Below are 16,181 nucleotides of genomic sequence, written 5' to 3'. Positions count from 1 at the left end.
TCATGCATATGTTGCAGGTCGGGCGCTGCGCAAATGCACAGCCGGCGCGGATCAGGGCGCCGGAGCGGGAATGGGCGCCGCTGCCGGGTCTTGTGCGGGCGCGGTTTCGCCATTTGCGGGCGGCGGGCTCACTGGCTGGGCGGTTTCGGCCGAACAGACATTGGTCAGGTCATTATAGCGTGCCACGATCCAGCCAGGCGCATCGGTGGGGATCGCATTGTCGATCGAGGCCTGGAAATTCGCGAAGACCTTCGCCGTGCGGGAATTGTCGATCGCCGCGACCGAGTGATTCGCCAAAGCGCGGTCATAGACGATGAAGGCGACTGCGATCAGCAGCACGCCGCGCGCCACGCCGAAGACGAAGCCAAGCGCCTGGTCGATGCCGCCAAGCGCCGAGCGCTGCACAATCGACGAGAACAGGGGCGTGAACAAAGCCGCCACGATCAGCCCGATGGCAAAGACCGCTGCAAAGGAGGCGACGACCGAAAGCTCGCAGCTGTCGGCGAGGAACTGGCCGACCATCGGGATCTCGCGCACGATGGGCATGGCCGAGGGAGCGAAGATGAAGGCCACGATGGCCGCGCCGATCCAGCCGACAATCGCCATGCCTTCGCGGACAAGGCCGCGCGAATAGGCGAGAACCGCCGAGAGCAGGATGATCAGGGCCGCGCCGCCATCGACCCAGGTGAAATTGTCCATTCCGCTCTCTCCTGCCGGACGCGCCTCAGCCCGCCCCGAACATCTCGCCCGTAAAGGCCGTGAGATCGGCCATTTCGCGCAGTTTCAACCCACCCTGCGCGCCGGGTTTCGATCCCTTGGGCAGTGCCGCCTGTGTGAAACCAAGTTTCGCCGCTTCTTTCAACCTGTTTTCGGTCTGGGACACCGGACGCAACGCGCCCGAAAGCGAGATTTCCCCGAAAAGCACCATGTCACGCGGGATCGCCACATCTTCGCGCGCCGACAAAAGCGCGGCGGCAACGGCCAGATCGGCGGCGGGCTCGGTCACGCGCATGCCGCCCGCGACATTGAGGAAAACATCAAGCCCGGTGAAAGGGATGCCGACCCGCGCCTCCAGCACGGCGAGAATGGTCGAGAGCCTGCCCGAATCAAGCCCGACCACCGTGCGCCGCGGCGTGCCCAGAGGCGAGGGCGCGACAAGGGCCTGGATTTCGGTCAGGACCGGCCTTGTGCCCTCGATCCCGGCGAAGACGGCGGAACCGGGGGCGGGCGCATCGCGGTTCGCGAGAAACAGCGCCGAAGGGTTGGTGACCTCGGAAAGCCCCCGGCCGGTCATCTCGAAAACGCCGATCTCGTCCGAGGCGCCAAAGCGGTTCTTGACGGCGCGTAAGATACGGAACTGATGGCCACGCTCGCCTTCGAAATACAGCACGGTATCGACCATATGCTCGACCACACGCGGGCCGGCGATCTGGCCCTCTTTGGTGACATGGCCCACGATGATGATGGCGACGCCGCACCGTTTGGCGAAGTTCACCAGCTCATGCGCGGCGGCACGGACCTGAGAGACCGAGCCTGGCGCCGCCGCGACCGTGTCGAGCCACATGGTCTGGATCGAATCGATGATGGCAAGGCCCGGGCGCTCGGCATCCAGCGTGGTGAGGATATCCCTCAGGCTGGTCTCGGTGCCGAGCATGACCGGCGCATCGGTGAGGCCAAGGCGCTGTGCCCGCATCCGGACCTGGGCTGCCGCCTCCTCGCCGGAGATATAAATGCATTTCAGCCCGGTCTTTGCGAAACTGGCGGCGGCCTGCAACAGAAGGGTCGATTTCCCGATCCCCGGATCGCCGCCGACCAGAATGGCCGAGGCCGGCACGAGGCCCCCCCCCAGCACGAGATCCAGCTCGGATATGCCCGAGGTGGCGCGGGGCGGCGGCGCTTCTTCTGTCGCAAGATCCGTCAGCGCGACCTGCTTGCCCCTGGGGCCCAGCGGTTTCGGACCCGAGGAGAGCGGCGCCTCCTCGATGATCGAATTCCAGGCGCCACAGGCATCGCAGCGTCCGGCCCATTTGCGCGAACTCGCGCCGCAGGCGGTGCAGGTGAAAGAGGGGGCGGATTTGCTCATGCTCTGACCTCGCATGGCGGGGCAGGCGGGGGCAAGAGGGGGCAAGAGGGGGCCAGCCCCCTCGGCCCTTTCAGGGCCTCACCCCCGGGATATTTGAGGGACAGAAAATGAGAGCAGAAGAGAGGCTCATTTTCTGTCTTTTAAATATCCCCGCCGGAGGCTTCCGCCGGGGTGCCAGAGGAGACCGGCTGACCGGTCAGGCCGCAGACAGCCCCCAGGCCTGAGCGGTCAGTTCCAGCGAGCGCCGGCGGGCCGCAGGGTCCCAGATATCGGAGACGATGATGAATTCATCGGCCAGTGTCCGCAGTTGCAAGGCCTTCAGCCCGGCTTTGACCTCATCCGGAGTGCCGACGACAGCGCAGCCAAGCATGCGGGAGACCTGGCTTTCTTCGCGGATGTTCCAATAGGTTGAAATATCGTCGATCGGCGGCTGGGAGAGGCCGCGTGCGCCGCGGAAGATGCCGGTAAAGCTCATCTGAGCGGTGGTGAAGAGGCGGCGGGCTTCGGCGGAGGTCTCGGCGCAGATCACATTGACGCCGACCATGGCCCAGGGCGTGTTCCGTTGCGCCGAGGGTTTGAAACGCGAGCGGTAGATATGCAGCGCCTCATCAAGGTAATCGGGCGCGAAATGCGAGGCGAAGCCATAAGGCAGGCCCAGTTTTGCCGCCAGCATGGCACCGAATTCCGACGAGCCGAGGATCCAGAAATCCACCTCGGTTCCGGCGGCGGGCCAGGCGCGGATATAGCCCGGCTCATCGGCAGGTGCGAACCAGTGCATCAGCTCCATCACCTCTTGCGGGAAGCGTTCGGCGGCTCCGACCGGGGTGCGGATGGCGCGCAAGGTCGCCTGATCGGTTCCCGGCGCGCGGCCAAGGCCCAGATCGACGCGGCCGGGGAAAAGCGAGGCCAGCGTGCCGAATTGCTCGGCGATGATATAGGGCGAGTGATTGGGCAACATGATGCCGCCCGATCCGATCCGGATCCGCTTTGTGTGCTGCCCGGCATGGGCCAGCACCACCGCGGTCGCGGCCGAGGCAATGCTTTCCATATTGTGATGCTCGGCCACCCAATAGCGATGATAGCCCAGCCGGTCGGCAACCGTCGCAATACTCTGGGCCTCGGACAGCGCATTGGCTGCATCAAACCCCTCGCGCACCCGGACAAGATCAAGAAGAGAAAGTGTAATATTATCAGTCATTTGCAGGTCGCTCCTTGCCGGGACGGCGCCCGGCATCCCAGGCGATCAGGATCGAGGTAAGCACGCAAAGGGTGAAAAGCCAGAGGCCCCAGGCGGTTTCTATTGTGACCCAGCCGGCGCCTTTGGCGACCAGGATAGAGAGCGCGATCAGGAAAACATCTGCCATGGCCAGCTTGCCAAGGAACTGCAGCACCGGCAGGACCGACGGTGCCAGCAGCCCGAATTGCAGCAAGGCAAGGCCAATCGTTTTCAGATAGGGCGCGAAGACGGCGAGGAAGGTGACCAGCAGCGCAAGTCCGGGATCGGTGCCCCAGAGGGATTGCAGCCCGCTGATGACCGAAATCTCATCCATCCCGAAAAGCGGGAGCAGGGCGGCCCGCATCAGGGGCGCAAACCAGGCGACGGGAAACAGGATCAGGAGCGAGAGATTGAGCCAGCGCATGAGGCGACTGCTGGCACCCTGACAGCCCCGGGTCAAGGGGCAGCGCCGCGAGGAGGGCGCGGCTGCCCGGGCCTTTCTTGGTCTCAGCCCGGGAGGCTTTCGGGGGCAGAAAGCGGGCGCGGTCCCGCATATTTTCTGTCTTTTAAATATCCCCGCCGGAGGCTTCCTCAATCAGCCAGGGGCGTCTGGCTGCGGGGATCTGGCCGGAGGGGGCCGGGTTTCGGCAGGGGAACGACATTGCCTTCGGGCTCGTTGCGGTCTTCGATATCGACGGCATAACCGAGCCCGGGCAGGATCTCGCGCAGATCGGCCTCAAGCCGTTTGAGCTGGATCCGGGCGTGCTGTTCCTCGGCCTCGATGGCGGCAAGCCAGCGGCGCATTTCGTCGCAGATGCCGCGCGCGAGCCGCAGGCGCTCGTTCAGCGCGTCGATCTCTTGCTGGCGCTGTTCCAGGAAGCCTTTGGCCCGCGCCACTTTCGCATCGGAATAGGTCTGGGCCAGGGCGCGGGTTTCATGGCTCATCTGTGCCGCAAGTTGCAGCAGCTCCGGCTCCAGCCCGGCGAAATCGGGGTGGCGGCGCAGCTCTTCCATCCGCTCGCGGATCGAGTCGAATTCCGCGGACAGACCGAAGAGCCCGGTACGGTCGGCCTCATGCGACATCCGAGAGGCGCGGGCGACATCCGAGACGCCCATCGCAAAGCTGCGATGCCCGGCCTCGAGCCGCGCCATGCGGCTGTTTGCGGGCAACCAGAAGACCAGCATCGCCAGCAGCGCGGTCAGGCCGATCTGCAGCCACATGCCTGCATTCGCGACTGGCACCCCGCCCAGCGACAGTCCGATTTCCGGCCAGGAGCTCCAGCCGAGGGCTGCGAAAAGACTGGCGCCCATAAGGATCAGGCTGGCCCCGAAAATCACGGCATGGGCACAGACCTGGCCGGCAGCAAAAACCCTGCGCAAAGCTGCGCGATCATCTGAAAACATGCCCAACCCCCGTTACGGCCTTTTCAGGCAAAGGCTGAACATCTTAAATTTGCAAGGAAAAACCAGAATTTACGGGCGAGTGAGAAACTGAATCCTGTGGAAAGCCGGGACTGTTTCCATCCTGTCAACGTTCTGCGCGGTGTGGTTGTAACTGGCTCAGTGCGACAGCGCGCGCACCAGCGCCACCGCACAGGCGATCATGAGGGTCACCAGATGCGACACCACCCAGCCATGTGCCCAGACCGGGCTGGGCCAGCGGTTCCAGACATGGGCACCCCAGGCGGCCAGCACCGAGACCCATAGCAGGGTCGAGACCAGCACCGATATGGCATGGCCCGACGGATCAGCGAACTGCAGTGGCAGCGCCAGCCAGACCAGCGTGATCAGCGCAAGCCCCGTCAGGCGGAACGCGCCGTTATGGCGCCGCCGTATCCCCGTCAGCCCGGCCACCAGAACCACCGCCGGGAAAAGCAGCAAGAGCCATTGCATCACTGGCGACGGCGTCAGGAGCCGGTTGAGAAAATCGCTTTCCATCACAGCCTCAGCGCACGGAAGGGATCGGGCCTTCGGCGCGACCATGGATGAACTGTTGCACGTAAGGGTCTGATGTCTCATCCATTTCGGTGACAGTCCCTGTCCAGCGCACGATGCCTCCATGCAGCATCGCAACCTTGTCGGCAATGGCGCGCACGCTGGTCATATCATGGGTGATCGTCATTGCGGTCGCGCCCATTTCGGTCACGATCTCGCGGATCAACTCATTGATGACGCCTGCCATGATCGGGTCGAGGCCAGTGGTCGGCTCATCGAAGAAGATGATCTCCGGATTGGCGGCGATGGCGCGGGCGAGGCCGACACGCTTTTGCATGCCCCCCGAAAGCTCGGCCGGGAAGAGGTCGGCGACCTGGGGGCCGAGACCCACGCGGCGCAGTTTTTCGACCGCGATTTCCCGCGCCTCGTGTTTGGGGCGTTTCAGGCGGCCGCGCAGCAGGCGGAAGGCGACATTCTCCCAGACCGGCATCGAATCGAACAAAGCCGCGCCCTGGAACAGCATCCCGAACCGGGCCAGAAAAGCGTCGCGCTCGTGACGCGCCACATCCTGGCCGTCGAGCGTGATCGTGCCGCGATCCGGCGTCACCAGCCCCAGCACCGATTTCAGCATCACCGATTTGCCGGTGCCGGACCCGCCAATGATCACCATGCTCTCGCCGCGCGCGATGCTCAGACCGACGCCGTTCAGCACCTGATTGCTGCCAAAGGCCTTATATACGCCGCTGAGCTCTATCATGCCGAGAAGAAGGCCTCTGTAAGCAGGTAATTGGCGGCAAGGATCAGCACCGAGGCCGAGACCACGGCAGATTTGGTCGCCGCCCCCACGCCCTGGGCGCCACGCCCGGAATTCATCCCATGCCAGCAGCCCATCAGCGCGACGATGAAGCCAAAGGCCGCGCCCTTCACCAGGCCCGAGCCGATATCCCAGACCTGGAGGAAATCGACCGTGTTCCTGATATAGGTGGCCGAGTTGAAATCAAGCCGCGTCACGCCCACAAGCCAGCCGCCCATGATCCCGATGGAATCGCCGACCGCGACCAGCACCGGCAACGTCAGCACCGCAGCCAGCAGGCGCGGCACGGTCAGATATTTCATCGGATCGGTCGAAAGCGTGGTCAGCGCGTCGATCTGCTCGGTCACTTTCATCGTGCCGATCTCGGCGGCAATAGAAGACGCCACCCGCGCCGCCACCATCAGCCCGCCCAGGACCGGCCCAAGCTCGCGCGCCATGCCGATGGCGACAATTTGCGGCACCACCGCCTCGGCCCCGAAACGGTTGCCGCCGGCATAGATCTGAAGCGCCAGCGCGCCACCGGTGAAAATCGCGGTCATGCCCACAACCGGCAGCGAGAACCAGCCGATCTGCATCACCGCCTGGCCGAATTCGCGCCAGTAAAACGGCGGCCGGAAGATATGGCTCACCGCCACCATCGCGAAAAGCGCCACCCGCCCGATCGCCGCGAGCAGTTCCAGCACCGGCCGCCCGAGTGCCGCCAGAAAAGCCACTGGCCGTCCGTTCAGCATCCCCGTCACCCGCGCGTCTCGAGATAACGGCGGCTGTAGCGCTTGCCGAGCCCGGTGAGGATCTCATAGCCGATGGTGCCGGCCGCATCGGCCAGATCATCCACCGTCTGATGCGGCCCGAGAATGTCGAGGCTTTTCGGGATCTCTTTCAGATGGGTGACATCGACGGTGATCAGATCCATCGAGACCCGGCCGATCAGCGGGCAGGGCGTATCGCCATCCCACAAGACCGCATTGTTCGAAAGCGTGCGCGGCAGCCCGTCGGCATAGCCGGCAGCCACCGTGGCGATGACCGAGGGCGCGTCCGGCTCCCATGACGCGGCATAGCCGACCACTTCGCCGGGCATCACGTCGCGGGTCTGGATCACCGGCAAAGACAGGGTGACAACGCGCTCGGCCATCTCAAACGGCCGCCCGCCATAAAGCCCGATCCCGGCGCGGGTCAGGTCGAAATGATATTTCGGCCCCAGCAGGATGCCCCCCGTGGCGGCAAAGCTGCGCGGCAGGCCGGTGCCATCGGTCATCTCATGGAAGGCCTGCAACTGCTCCTGGTTCATGGGATGGTCCGGCTCGTCGGCGCAGGCGAGATGGCTCATCAGCATCACCGGGCCGGCCTCGATGATGATCGGCGCCACCGCCTGCCATTCCACCGGCTCAACGCCGAGCCGGTTCATCCCGGTATCAAGCTGCACCCCGAACGGATGGCCCGGCAGGGCCTCCAGATGGCGGGTGATCTGCTCGAGGCTGTTGAGCATCGGCGTCAGCTCAAGATCATTGAGCATCTCAGTATCGCCGGCCATATGGCCCGAAAGGATATTGATCTGCGGCCCGGGCCCAAGCGCCTGCCGCACCGCCGCGCCCTCTTCGGCGGCTGCAACAAAAAACCGCCGTGCCCCGGCCCAGGCCAAAGCCCGCGCCACTTTGCCGGCCCCCAGCCCATAGGCATCCGCCTTGACCACCGCAGCGGTCTGCACTTCGGGCGCGGAAAGACGGTCCAGCGCCCGCCAGTTGGCAGCGATGGCGTCGAGGTCAATGGTAAGGGACGATGTGGCCATGATAGCAACTTCCTGGCATCTGGAAATCTGGGGTCAAGGGAGAATTGTCGTGAGCGTGGTAATGTCGGCTGCCTCCGGCGGGGATATTTAGAGACAGAAAATGAGGAAGCGCCTCTCCCTTCATTTTCTGTCTCTAAATATCCCGGGGGTGAGGGGGCAGAGCCCCCTTTGCGACATCAGCCATCAAAAACCGCCATCGGGTCCTGCACCGCCATCCCAGGGCCGCGCGAGGTTGCCAAAGCGGGTGAAGCGGCCCTCGAAGGAAAGCTCTACCGAACCGATTGGCCCGTGACGCTGCTTGCCGAGGATCACCTCGGCCTTGCCATGGCATTGTTCCATGATCTGCTGCCAGGCCGCCATTTTCTCCAGCTCGTGATCGCCGGGCTTTTCGCGTTCTTTGTAATATTCCTCGCGATAGACGAACATCACCACGTCCGCGTCCTGCTCAATCGATCCCGATTCGCGCAGATCCGAAAGCTGCGGCCGCTTGTCTTCCCGGCTTTCGACCTGGCGCGACAGCTGCGACAGCGCGATCACCGGCACGTTCAGCTCTTTCGCGATGGCCTTCAGGCCTTGCGTGATCTCGGAGACCTCCTGGACCCGGTTTGCCTCTGAGCTTTTCGACGAGCCTTTCAGGAGCTGAAGGTAGTCGATCATCAGCACATCCAGCCCATGCGTCCGCTTCAGCCGCCGCGCCCGCGCTGCGACCTGGCTGATCGGAAGCGCCGGCGTGTCGTCGATATAAAGCGGGCAGCTCTCCAGCGATTTCGCAGCATCAACAAAGCGGCGGAACTCGGGCTCGGTCATATCGCCGCGCCGGATCTGCTCGGATGGCACCTCGGAGGCCTCGGACAGGATCCGCGCCGCCAGCTGCTCGGCCGACATCTCAAGCGAGAAGAACCCGACCACGCCCCCCTCGACCGCGCCCTCATGCCCGTCGGGCTTGCGGCCGCGTTTATAGGCCTTGGCCACGTTGAAGGCGATATTGGTCGCGAGCGAGGTCTTCCCCATCGAGGGGCGCCCGGCAAGGATGATCAGGTCGCTCTCATGCAGCCCGCCCATCTTCTTGTCGAGATCGACCAGCCCGGTCGAAATCCCTGCCAGACCGCCACCGCGCTGATAGGCCGCATTCGCCACATTAACCGCATCAGTTGCGGCCTTGAGGAAGCTCTGGAAGCCGCGCTCGGCCACGCCCTGCTCGCCCAGTTTGTAAAGCCTCTGTTCGGCCTCGGTGATCTGGGCGCGCGGTTCCGAATCGATATCGACCTTGCCGGCGCGGTCGGCGATGTCTTTGCCCAGCTGGATCAGCTCGCGCCGCACCGCCAGATCATAGATCATCTGCGCATAGTCGCGCGCGGCAAAGGCCGAGATCGCCGCGCCCGCCAGACGCACCAGATAGGCGGCGCCGCCGAGCTCCTTCAGCCCTTCGTCCTCTTCGAGAAACGCCTTCAGTGTCACCGGCGAGGCCAGCGCGTTGCGCTGGATCCTCGAGGCCGCAATATCGAAGATGCGGCGATGCACCGGGTCATAGAAATGCTCGGTCTTCACCACGCTGGCGATGCGGTCATAGATGTCATTATTGACCAGAATCGCGCCCAGCAATTGCTGTTCGGCTTCGATATTTTGCGGCAGCGCCTCGGTCACGGCCGGCGCCGGCAGATCGCTGCGGATTTTCGCGACTTCGTTCATGCTCACCTGCGCCCCATCAAGGGATCAGCTTTAGCCTGTCAGAGTGCCTCAGAGCAACCGCTGCACAGGTCTGTGGAAAAGTGAATGGATAAGCCGGTTCTGGTCACGCGGCCTGGGGTCCAGGATGCAGAGGATACCATATCTTGCGGATTTTGTCAGACGGATGCGCTGAATTCGCGATTCGTGCCCAGACTTGCACCGGGGAGAAGGGGAAGAGTGGTGAAAGTTTCTCCACTCCCCCGACCGGCCGCCTGTCCAACCGGCGGTTTCCCGCCTTACTTCGCGCGGGCCGCCTGCCAGCCGCGTGGGTCGTTGAGGAACTCCTCGACTCCGGTCAGCGTTTCGGCGTCAAAAATCCCCTGAGTCTTCGCCTCTGCCAGCATATCCCACCAGGTGCAGAGGTAAGAGAGGCTCACGCCATGATCAGCCAGCCGCGCCTCGGTCTCTTTGAAAATACCGTAATAGAAGATCACGGTCGTATGGTTGCAGGTGGCGCCGGTCTCGCGGATCGCATCGACAAAGCTGAGTTTTGATCCGCCATCGGTGGTCAGGTCTTCGACCAGCAGCACGCGCTGGCCCTCGGTCATGGTGCCTTCAATGCGGGCATTGCGCCCATACCCCTTCGGCTTCTTGCGCACATAGGTCATCGGCAAAGCGAGCCGCTCGGCCACCAGTGCTGCGAAAGGAATACCCGCCGTCTCGCCGCCTGCGATATTGTCGAAGGCTTCGAACCCGGCCTCGCGCATTACGGTCACCGCCATGAAATCCATCAGCATCGAGCGGATGCGCGGATAAGAGATCAGCTTGCGGCAATCGATATAGGTTGGCGAAGGCAGGCCGGACGCCAGCGTGAAGGGCTCGCGCGCGTTGAAATGCACCGCGCCAATCTCAAGGAAGGCGCGGGCGGTGAGACGGGCGATCTCTTCTTTTGACGGGAAGGCGGCGGGGATCATTCTGTGCTCCTTTGCAGCTTCCTCTTGAGAAAAATACTCCCGCCGGAGGCGTCCCCGGCTGGCCAAAGGAGCCTCCGGCGGGAGTATTTAAGTCAAGAGGAAATCAGCTTTCGACCGACCAATGGACGGGAAAGCCGGGGTTGAAGACGGTAACCGGGCCAGCGCCGGTCTCGATTTTTTCCGGGAAAGCGGTGGCGGCTGCGCGTTTGACGAGGCGCAGCTTCGCCTCATTGACCGGCAGCCGGTAGAAGGCGGGGCCATTCAGCGAGGTGAAGGCCTCGAGCCGGTCGAGCGCCTCCTCTTCCTCGAAGACATGCGCCAGGAGCGGCATCGTATTCGTCGCGGTGAAGCAGCCGGCGCAGCCGCAGGCATGTTCTTTCAGCGCGTCGATATGGGGTGCCGAGTCGGTGCCAAGGAAATAGCGCGGGCTGCCGGATGTGGCGGCACGGCGCAGGGCGAGGCGGTGCTTCTCGCGCTTGGCAACCGGCAGGCAGTAGTAATGCGGTTTGATACCGCCGACGAGGATATGGTTGCGATTGATGATCAGGTGATGCGTGGTGATTGTCGCCGCCAGCGTCTCGCCGCCTTCACCCGCATAGGCGACACCTTCTTCGGTGGTGATATGTTCCATCACCACCCGCAGCCCCGGCAGACGTTTGCGCAGCGGATCGAGCACCGTGTCAATGAACACCGCCTCGCGGTCGAAAATATCGACCTCGGCTGTCGTCACCTCGCCATGGGTGCAGAGCGGCAGGCCGATCTCGGCCATTTTCTCGAGCACCGGCATAACCTTGTCGAAATCCCGCACCCCGGAATGGGAATTGGTCGTGGCGCCCGCAGGGTAAAGCTTGACCGCTTTGACCAGCCCCGAAGCCGCCGCCTGCGCCACATCGGCGGGGTCGGTTTCCTCGGTCAGGTAAAGGGTCATCAGCGGCTCGAACGCCATGCCTTCGGGCAGGGCGCTCAGGATGCGGTCGCGGTAAGCGCGCGCGTCTTTCGCGGTCACAACCGGCGGCACCAGGTTGGGCATGATGATCGCGCGGGCGAAATCGCGCGCAGATTCGGGCAATACGCCTTCCAGCATCGCGCCATCGCGCAGATGCAGATGCCAGTCGTCGGGGCGGCGGATCTCAAAGCTGTTTTCCATACCCCGCAGCTAGCCGAAACCGCGTGTCTTTGCCAGAGACTTCCGCCAGGATCAGGCTGCATCGTAGAGGAGAGAATCCGATGGCCAGCCATATGGGCGGATGTCAGTGCGGGGCCGTGCGCTACAGTGTCGATGTCTCACTGGAGGCGCCGCTGATCTGCAATTGCTCGCGGTGCAGCCGGATCGGGTCGGTGCTGGTGTTCGCGCCGGCGGCCGGGTTCACGCTGGAAAAGGGCGCCGGCGCCAGCACGGAATATCTTTTCCATGATCATGTCATCCGGCATTACTTTTGTAAGACCTGCGGGGTGCAGAGCTATTCCCTCGGCGCGATGCCGGATGGCAGCGAGATTGTGGCGGTCAATGCGCGCTGCCTCGACGGGGTGGATGGCCATGCGCTGGCGGCGCGGGCGAAACTGGTGGATGGAGCTTCCCGATGACACGATTTGCACTGATTGTTCTGATGGCTCTGGCGGGGCAGGCCGGGCAGGCGGCGGCGCAGGATGCCGATTGCGCGAATGCCATGGTGCAGGCCGATCTGAACGAATGCGCCGCTGCGGACTGGGAGGCGGCGGATGCGCTGCTGAACCAGCGCTATAAAGAGGCGATGACGCTGTTGCAGACCTGGGACGCGGATCTGCCTGCGGCGCTGAAGGGCGGGCCGGCGGAGCTGCGCGCGGCGCAGCGCGCCTGGATCACCTATCGCGATGCCGCCTGTGCCGCCGAGGGCTACGCGATGCGTGGCGGCAGTGCAGAGCCGCTGCTCGTCTATGGCTGCAAGGCGCGGCTGACCGAGGCGAGGACCGAAGATCTCGAAGGGCTGATCGAATATGGCGAGCACTGACCGGGTTTGGCAGTGGTCCGGGGTATTTGGCAGTGGTCCGGGGTATGCGGCAGCCCGATCTGAGCTGCCCGTTCTGAGGTCTTTGGCTCAGTCTTCGGCCGTACCCTCTGGCTCGTCCTGTGCGAGGAGCGCGGCGAGGCGCCGCTCGAATCGCGGGATCGGCTGTTCGGACAGCACCTGACGCAATACGCGGATCTGCCGCTGGCGATTGCCCTTGACCGATATAGCGGTCAGGAGGGAGCGTACCCAGGCCGGAGACCGGCGGCGCGCGCGCCACAGGGCGGCGAAACCGGCAGGGGTCAGGGTGCCGGCCATCGCCGCCTGGATCACCTGATCGAGGACTGTGGCGGGCATGCTGCGCTCGGGCTGCTCGCCGCCCCAGCGGGTGTGGAGCATGGTGGTCCAGTCGCGCCGGAACAGCGCCGCATGGGCGTTATCGCCGGGCGAAAGCGGATCATGGATCAGCCAGACATGGTCGGCGCCCTCGGTCATGTCGGGGGCGTAGCCATAGCGGCTGGAGAAATCGAGCCGCCGCTGCGCCAGGTGACGGCGGTCCCAGCCGGCGATGGCGGGCGCGAGTGTGGCGCGCGGCGCCAGCAAAAGCGCCCGGGCCCCGGGGGCCGCCACGACATACGAGGCGGCGGCATAGCCTGCCGGGCCCGAGCCGTAAAACAGCACCTGGTCGAAATCGTCAAAAAAGGCGTCATCGACGAGGCGGTCGAAATAGCCCCAGACCTCGGGCGCGCGCCAGAAGGTCTCGCCGCGCGCGATCAGACACAGCAGCGACCAGCCATTGCGCTTTGCGAGATCCCAGGCGCCTGGCATATTGCCGTCATTGGCCTCGATCTGTTCGGCACGTTCAAAGGTCACCAGCAGTGTCGTGCCGGTTTCGGCAAAAAACGCCCAGTGGTTCGGGCCAAGCGGATCAAGATAGCCATCCTCGTCGGCGACACTCTCCATCGCCGCCAGCCATTCGGTGCCGGGATGTGCCGGAAGGTGATCGGCACTGTCGGGGAAGGACATTGTCACTCCTGTAAGCATTAAGCTTCATTTTGTCGGGCTCTGGCCTGGATATCGGGGTCAGGTCCGGCGAATGGGCAGGCCATTGCGACGCCGCTGGCATCGCAGCGAACCACGTGCTGTCCAGTATCGGCAGTCGGGACGGCTGCTGCAAGGGATCACGCCGGAATGTGAACTCTGCATTCGTGAACAATCTGTTATCGGACGGGTGCGCAATGTGGCGCGCAAGGCGCAGGGCAGGTCCTGTCGCGCCGGGAAAAGGCAAATGAAAAGGGCAGATCCGTCAGGATCCGCCCTTTGATGTCACCGACGCGCCCGCGCCGGGATCAGAAAAACGCCTGTAGTCCGGTGATGGCGCGGCCAAGGATCAGCGCATGGATGTCATGCGTGCCCTCATAGGTGTTGACGGTTTCAAGGTTCACCATATGGCGGATGACCTGAAATTCCTCGGAAATGCCATTGCCGCCATGCATGTCGCGGGCGTGGCGGGCGGCCTCCAGCGCGATGCCGCAATTGTTGCGCTTGATCAGCGAGATCATCTCGGGCGCGGCATTGGCCTCATCCAAAAGCCGCCCGACGCGCAGGCTGGCCTGAAGGCCAAGGCTGATCTGCGTCAGCATATTCGCCAGTTTCAGCTGATAAAGCTGGGTCTGGGCAAGGGGCTTGCCGAATTGCTTACGGTCCAGACCATATTGGCGCGAGGCATGGAGACAGAATTCTGCCGCGCCCAGAACGCCCCAGGAAATGCCATAGCGCGCGCGGTTGAGACAGCCGAACGGCCCTTTCAGACCCTCGACATGCGGCAGCAAAGCATCTTCACCGACCTCGACCTGATCCATCACGATCTCACCGGTGATCGAGGCGCGCAGGCTGATCTTGCCGCCCACCTTCGGCGCCGTCAGGCCTTTGGCGCCCTTGTCGAGCACGAAGCCCCGGATCTTGCCGCCATGCGCCTCGGATTTCGCCCAGACCACGAAAACATCAGCAATCGGCGCGTTCGAGATCCACATTTTGGACCCATGCAGCACATAGCCATTCGCGGTTTTCTTGGCGGTGGTCTTCATCCCGGCGGGGTCGGACCCGGCATCGGGCTCGGTCAGGCCGAAACAGCCGATCCATTCGCCCGAGGCCAGTTTCGGCAGGTATTTCCGGCGCTGCTCTTCGGACCCGTAAGCGTAGATCGGGTACATGACGAGGCTCGACTGCACCGACATCATCGAACGATAGCCGCTGTCGACGCGCTCGACCTCGCGCGCGACCAGACCATAGGACACATAAGAGGCGCCAAGCCCGCCATATTCCTCGGGAATGGTGACACCGAGAAGGCCCATCTCGCCCATTTCGCGGAAGATCGACGGGTCGGTTTCTTCATTGCGGAAGGCTTCAATCACGCGGGGCTGCAGCTTGCCTTCGGCATAGGCGCGGGCGGCGTCGCGGATCGCGCGTTCTTCCTCCGAAAGCTGGTCTTCCAGGCGGAAGGGATCCTCCCAGTCAAAGCGCGAAAGGTCGGGGGCGTCCTTGGCTTTCAGTTTCGGGCGGCTGCTGCTGGCATCTGACATGGGCTGATCCTCCGGAATCATCTGTCGCCATATTGCATGGAAGGGCACGGCCAGGGTATCGAAACTCTGTCACCGGATCATGAGGAAAACTCATATGCTGCCGCGTCGTTATCTGCCGTCGATCGCTTCGCTCACCGCGCTTGAGGCGCTGGAGCGGCTGGGCACCGCCTCGGCGGCGGCGGCAGAGCTGTCGCTGACCCAGGGCGCGGTCTCGCGGCAGATCCAGCTGCTTGAAGGGCAGCTGGGCGCCCCCCTTGTCACGCGCGAACGTCAGCGGCTGGTTTTGACACCTGCCGCGCGAGATTATGTGGCAGAGGTTCGCAAGGCTATGAAATTGCTGTCAGATGCCTCGCTGACGCTCAGGGCAAACCCATCGGGCGGCACGCTGCATCTGTCGATCCTGCCGGCCTTTGGCATGCATTGGCTGGCGCCGCGCCTCGCAGGGTTTGCAGCGGGGCATCCGGAGGTGACGGTGAACCTCTCGACCCGGCTCCGGCCCTTTGATTTCGACGGCACCTCTTTCGATGCCGCCATCCATTATGGCCGCGAGGACTGGCCCGGGGTGAATTACATGAAACTCATGGAGGAAGAGGTGATCGCGCTGGCGGCGCCTGCGCTGCTCACACGCCCGCTGACCGGGGCGGCGGATCTGCTGGCGCTGCCGCTTTTGCAGCTGGAAAGCCGGATGGGCGACTGGGGGCGCTGGTTCGCCAGCCATGATCTGCCGGGTCAGCGCCCGCCCGCGATGCTGTTCGACCAGTTCGCCACCATGGCCCAGGCGGCGGTGCATGGGATGGGGGTGGCGCTGTTGCCAACCTTTCTTGCGGCGGGGGATCTCGCCTCGGGGCGGCTTGTGCCGGCCTGGGGCGGCGCGGTCGCGGCCTCGGGCGCCTATTACCTGGTCTGGCCCGCCACGCGCCCGGAACGCGCGCCGCTCACCTCGTTTCGCCGCTGGCTGGCTGCGGGGGGCGGCGCGGGCGAGGGGCCGGGAGCCGTTGCCGGGGCGACTGATATCCGATGACAGGCGGAACCCCGCTCCGGGATCTGCGTTGCTATCGCATAGCACGCCCTGTCCGGTGCAGGGTCAGGGGCTGAAGACACCGCGATTCCCGGACCTTGTTCGGGGCATTGCCCGCAG

General features: G+C 64.1%; 17 protein-coding genes. 3 read left to right on the top strand and 14 right to left on the bottom strand.

Annotated elements, in window-relative coordinates; all coding sequences use genetic code 11:
* Positions 1-51: 51 nt before the first annotated feature.
* From JC607_RS03245 to pyrC, 12 genes are all read right to left on the bottom strand, one after another.
* A complete protein-coding gene (locus JC607_RS03245; RefSeq protein ID WP_198835512.1) occupies positions 52-699 on the bottom strand; it encodes a CvpA family protein in 648 nt (215 codons plus the stop codon).
* Positions 700-724: 25 nt separating this feature from the next.
* Positions 725-2,083, bottom strand: coding sequence for a DNA repair protein RadA (gene radA, locus JC607_RS03240; protein ID WP_198835511.1), 1,359 nt, complete (start codon positions 2,081-2,083; stop codon positions 725-727).
* Between the two features lie 196 nt (positions 2,084-2,279).
* On the bottom strand, positions 2,280-3,281 hold the full coding sequence (locus tag JC607_RS03235; RefSeq protein WP_198835510.1) for an LLM class flavin-dependent oxidoreductase: 1,002 nt from the start codon (positions 3,279-3,281) through the stop codon (positions 2,280-2,282).
* Positions 3,274-3,723 carry a paraquat-inducible protein A gene (locus JC607_RS03230; protein ID WP_198835509.1) on the bottom strand — a complete coding sequence of 150 codons (450 nt, stop codon included), beginning with the start codon at positions 3,721-3,723 and terminating at the stop codon, positions 3,274-3,276. Before JC607_RS03230 ends, JC607_RS03235 begins: the two co-directional genes overlap by 8 nt.
* 167 nt (positions 3,724-3,890) lie before the next feature.
* Positions 3,891-4,703: a DNA repair protein gene (locus JC607_RS03225; protein WP_233092594.1), complete on the bottom strand. Its 813-nt coding sequence runs from the start codon at positions 4,701-4,703 to the stop codon at positions 3,891-3,893.
* A 156-nt stretch (positions 4,704-4,859) separates the two neighbouring features.
* Positions 4,860-5,237: a hypothetical protein gene (locus JC607_RS03220; RefSeq protein ID WP_198835508.1), complete on the bottom strand. Its 378-nt coding sequence runs from the start codon at positions 5,235-5,237 to the stop codon at positions 4,860-4,862.
* A 7-nt stretch (positions 5,238-5,244) separates the two neighbouring features.
* Positions 5,245-5,991 (bottom strand): ABC transporter ATP-binding protein, encoded by a 747-nt coding sequence (locus JC607_RS03215; RefSeq protein WP_198835507.1) that lies wholly within the window; start codon positions 5,989-5,991, stop codon positions 5,245-5,247.
* Positions 5,988-6,779 (bottom strand): ABC transporter permease, encoded by a 792-nt coding sequence (locus JC607_RS03210; RefSeq protein ID WP_198835506.1) that lies wholly within the window; start codon positions 6,777-6,779, stop codon positions 5,988-5,990. The genes JC607_RS03215 and JC607_RS03210 overlap by 4 nt, the downstream gene beginning before the upstream one ends.
* A 5-nt stretch (positions 6,780-6,784) precedes the next feature.
* Positions 6,785-7,834, bottom strand: a complete 1,050-nt coding sequence (gene alr / locus JC607_RS03205; protein WP_198835505.1) for an alanine racemase — start codon at positions 7,832-7,834, stop codon at positions 6,785-6,787.
* Between the two features lie 183 nt (positions 7,835-8,017).
* Entirely contained in the window at positions 8,018-9,523 is a 1,506-nt protein-coding gene (locus tag JC607_RS03200) for a replicative DNA helicase (protein ID WP_198835610.1), read from the bottom strand.
* A gap of 275 nt (positions 9,524-9,798) precedes the next feature.
* On the bottom strand, positions 9,799-10,476 hold the full coding sequence (locus tag JC607_RS03195) for an orotate phosphoribosyltransferase (protein ID WP_198835504.1): 678 nt from the start codon (positions 10,474-10,476) through the stop codon (positions 9,799-9,801).
* Positions 10,477-10,579: 103 nt separating this feature from the next.
* Positions 10,580-11,623 (bottom strand): dihydroorotase, encoded by a 1,044-nt coding sequence (pyrC, locus tag JC607_RS03190; RefSeq protein ID WP_198835503.1) that lies wholly within the window; start codon positions 11,621-11,623, stop codon positions 10,580-10,582.
* Between the two features lie 80 nt (positions 11,624-11,703).
* Here pyrC and JC607_RS03185 point away from each other — a divergent pair, with 80 nt between their 5' ends.
* On the top strand, positions 11,704-12,060 hold the full coding sequence (locus JC607_RS03185; protein WP_198835502.1) for a GFA family protein: 357 nt from the start codon (positions 11,704-11,706) through the stop codon (positions 12,058-12,060).
* Positions 12,057-12,464 carry a lysozyme inhibitor LprI family protein gene (locus JC607_RS03180; protein ID WP_233092592.1) on the top strand — a complete coding sequence of 136 codons (408 nt, stop codon included), beginning with the start codon at positions 12,057-12,059 and terminating at the stop codon, positions 12,462-12,464. Before JC607_RS03185 ends, JC607_RS03180 begins: the two co-directional genes overlap by 4 nt.
* Positions 12,465-12,551: 87 nt before the next feature.
* Here the strand turns inward: JC607_RS03180 and JC607_RS03175 are convergent, their stop codons facing one another.
* A complete protein-coding gene (locus JC607_RS03175; RefSeq protein ID WP_198835501.1) occupies positions 12,552-13,487 on the bottom strand; it encodes a hypothetical protein in 936 nt (311 codons plus the stop codon).
* 323 nt (positions 13,488-13,810) lie between these two features.
* Positions 13,811-15,043, bottom strand: a complete 1,233-nt coding sequence (locus JC607_RS03170) for an acyl-CoA dehydrogenase (protein ID WP_233092590.1) — start codon at positions 15,041-15,043, stop codon at positions 13,811-13,813.
* 94 nt (positions 15,044-15,137) lie between these two features.
* Here JC607_RS03170 and JC607_RS03165 point away from each other — a divergent pair, with 94 nt between their 5' ends.
* The gene (locus JC607_RS03165) at positions 15,138-16,064 is read left to right on the top strand and encodes a LysR family transcriptional regulator (protein WP_233092588.1); all 927 of its coding nucleotides are present in this window, start codon (positions 15,138-15,140) and stop codon (positions 16,062-16,064) included.
* Positions 16,065-16,181 lie beyond the last annotated feature (117 nt).

Source organism: Paracoccus sp. IB05, assembly GCF_016405985.1.
Lineage (GTDB): Bacteria > Pseudomonadota > Alphaproteobacteria > Rhodobacterales > Rhodobacteraceae > Pseudogemmobacter.
Note: the sequence above shows the minus strand (reverse complement) of the source record. Positions and strands in the feature narration are given on the sequence as shown.

Coding starts and splice junctions, on each gene's coding strand:
- JC607_RS03245 (WP_198835512.1), bottom strand. CDS start 699: ATGGACAATTTCACCTGGGTCGATGGCGGCGCGGCCCTGATCATCCTG.
- radA (WP_198835511.1), bottom strand. CDS start 2,083: ATGAGCAAATCCGCCCCCTCTTTCACCTGCACCGCCTGCGGCGCGAGT.
- JC607_RS03235 (WP_198835510.1), bottom strand. CDS start 3,281: ATGACTGATAATATTACACTTTCTCTTCTTGATCTTGTCCGGGTGCGC.
- JC607_RS03230 (WP_198835509.1), bottom strand. CDS start 3,723: ATGCGCTGGCTCAATCTCTCGCTCCTGATCCTGTTTCCCGTCGCCTGG.
- JC607_RS03225 (WP_233092594.1), bottom strand. CDS start 4,703: ATGTTTTCAGATGATCGCGCAGCTTTGCGCAGGGTTTTTGCTGCCGGC.
- JC607_RS03220 (WP_198835508.1), bottom strand. CDS start 5,237: ATGGAAAGCGATTTTCTCAACCGGCTCCTGACGCCGTCGCCAGTGATG.
- JC607_RS03215 (WP_198835507.1), bottom strand. CDS start 5,991: ATGATAGAGCTCAGCGGCGTATATAAGGCCTTTGGCAGCAATCAGGTG.
- JC607_RS03210 (WP_198835506.1), bottom strand. CDS start 6,779: ATGCTGAACGGACGGCCAGTGGCTTTTCTGGCGGCACTCGGGCGGCCG.
- alr (WP_198835505.1), bottom strand. CDS start 7,834: ATGGCCACATCGTCCCTTACCATTGACCTCGACGCCATCGCTGCCAAC.
- JC607_RS03200 (WP_198835610.1), bottom strand. CDS start 9,523: ATGAACGAAGTCGCGAAAATCCGCAGCGATCTGCCGGCGCCGGCCGTG.
- JC607_RS03195 (WP_198835504.1), bottom strand. CDS start 10,476: ATGATCCCCGCCGCCTTCCCGTCAAAAGAAGAGATCGCCCGTCTCACC.
- pyrC (WP_198835503.1), bottom strand. CDS start 11,623: ATGGAAAACAGCTTTGAGATCCGCCGCCCCGACGACTGGCATCTGCAT.
- JC607_RS03185 (WP_198835502.1), top strand. CDS start 11,704: ATGGCCAGCCATATGGGCGGATGTCAGTGCGGGGCCGTGCGCTACAGT.
- JC607_RS03180 (WP_233092592.1), top strand. CDS start 12,057: ATGACACGATTTGCACTGATTGTTCTGATGGCTCTGGCGGGGCAGGCC.
- JC607_RS03175 (WP_198835501.1), bottom strand. CDS start 13,487: ATGTCCTTCCCCGACAGTGCCGATCACCTTCCGGCACATCCCGGCACC.
- JC607_RS03170 (WP_233092590.1), bottom strand. CDS start 15,043: ATGTCAGATGCCAGCAGCAGCCGCCCGAAACTGAAAGCCAAGGACGCC.
- JC607_RS03165 (WP_233092588.1), top strand. CDS start 15,138: ATGCTGCCGCGTCGTTATCTGCCGTCGATCGCTTCGCTCACCGCGCTT.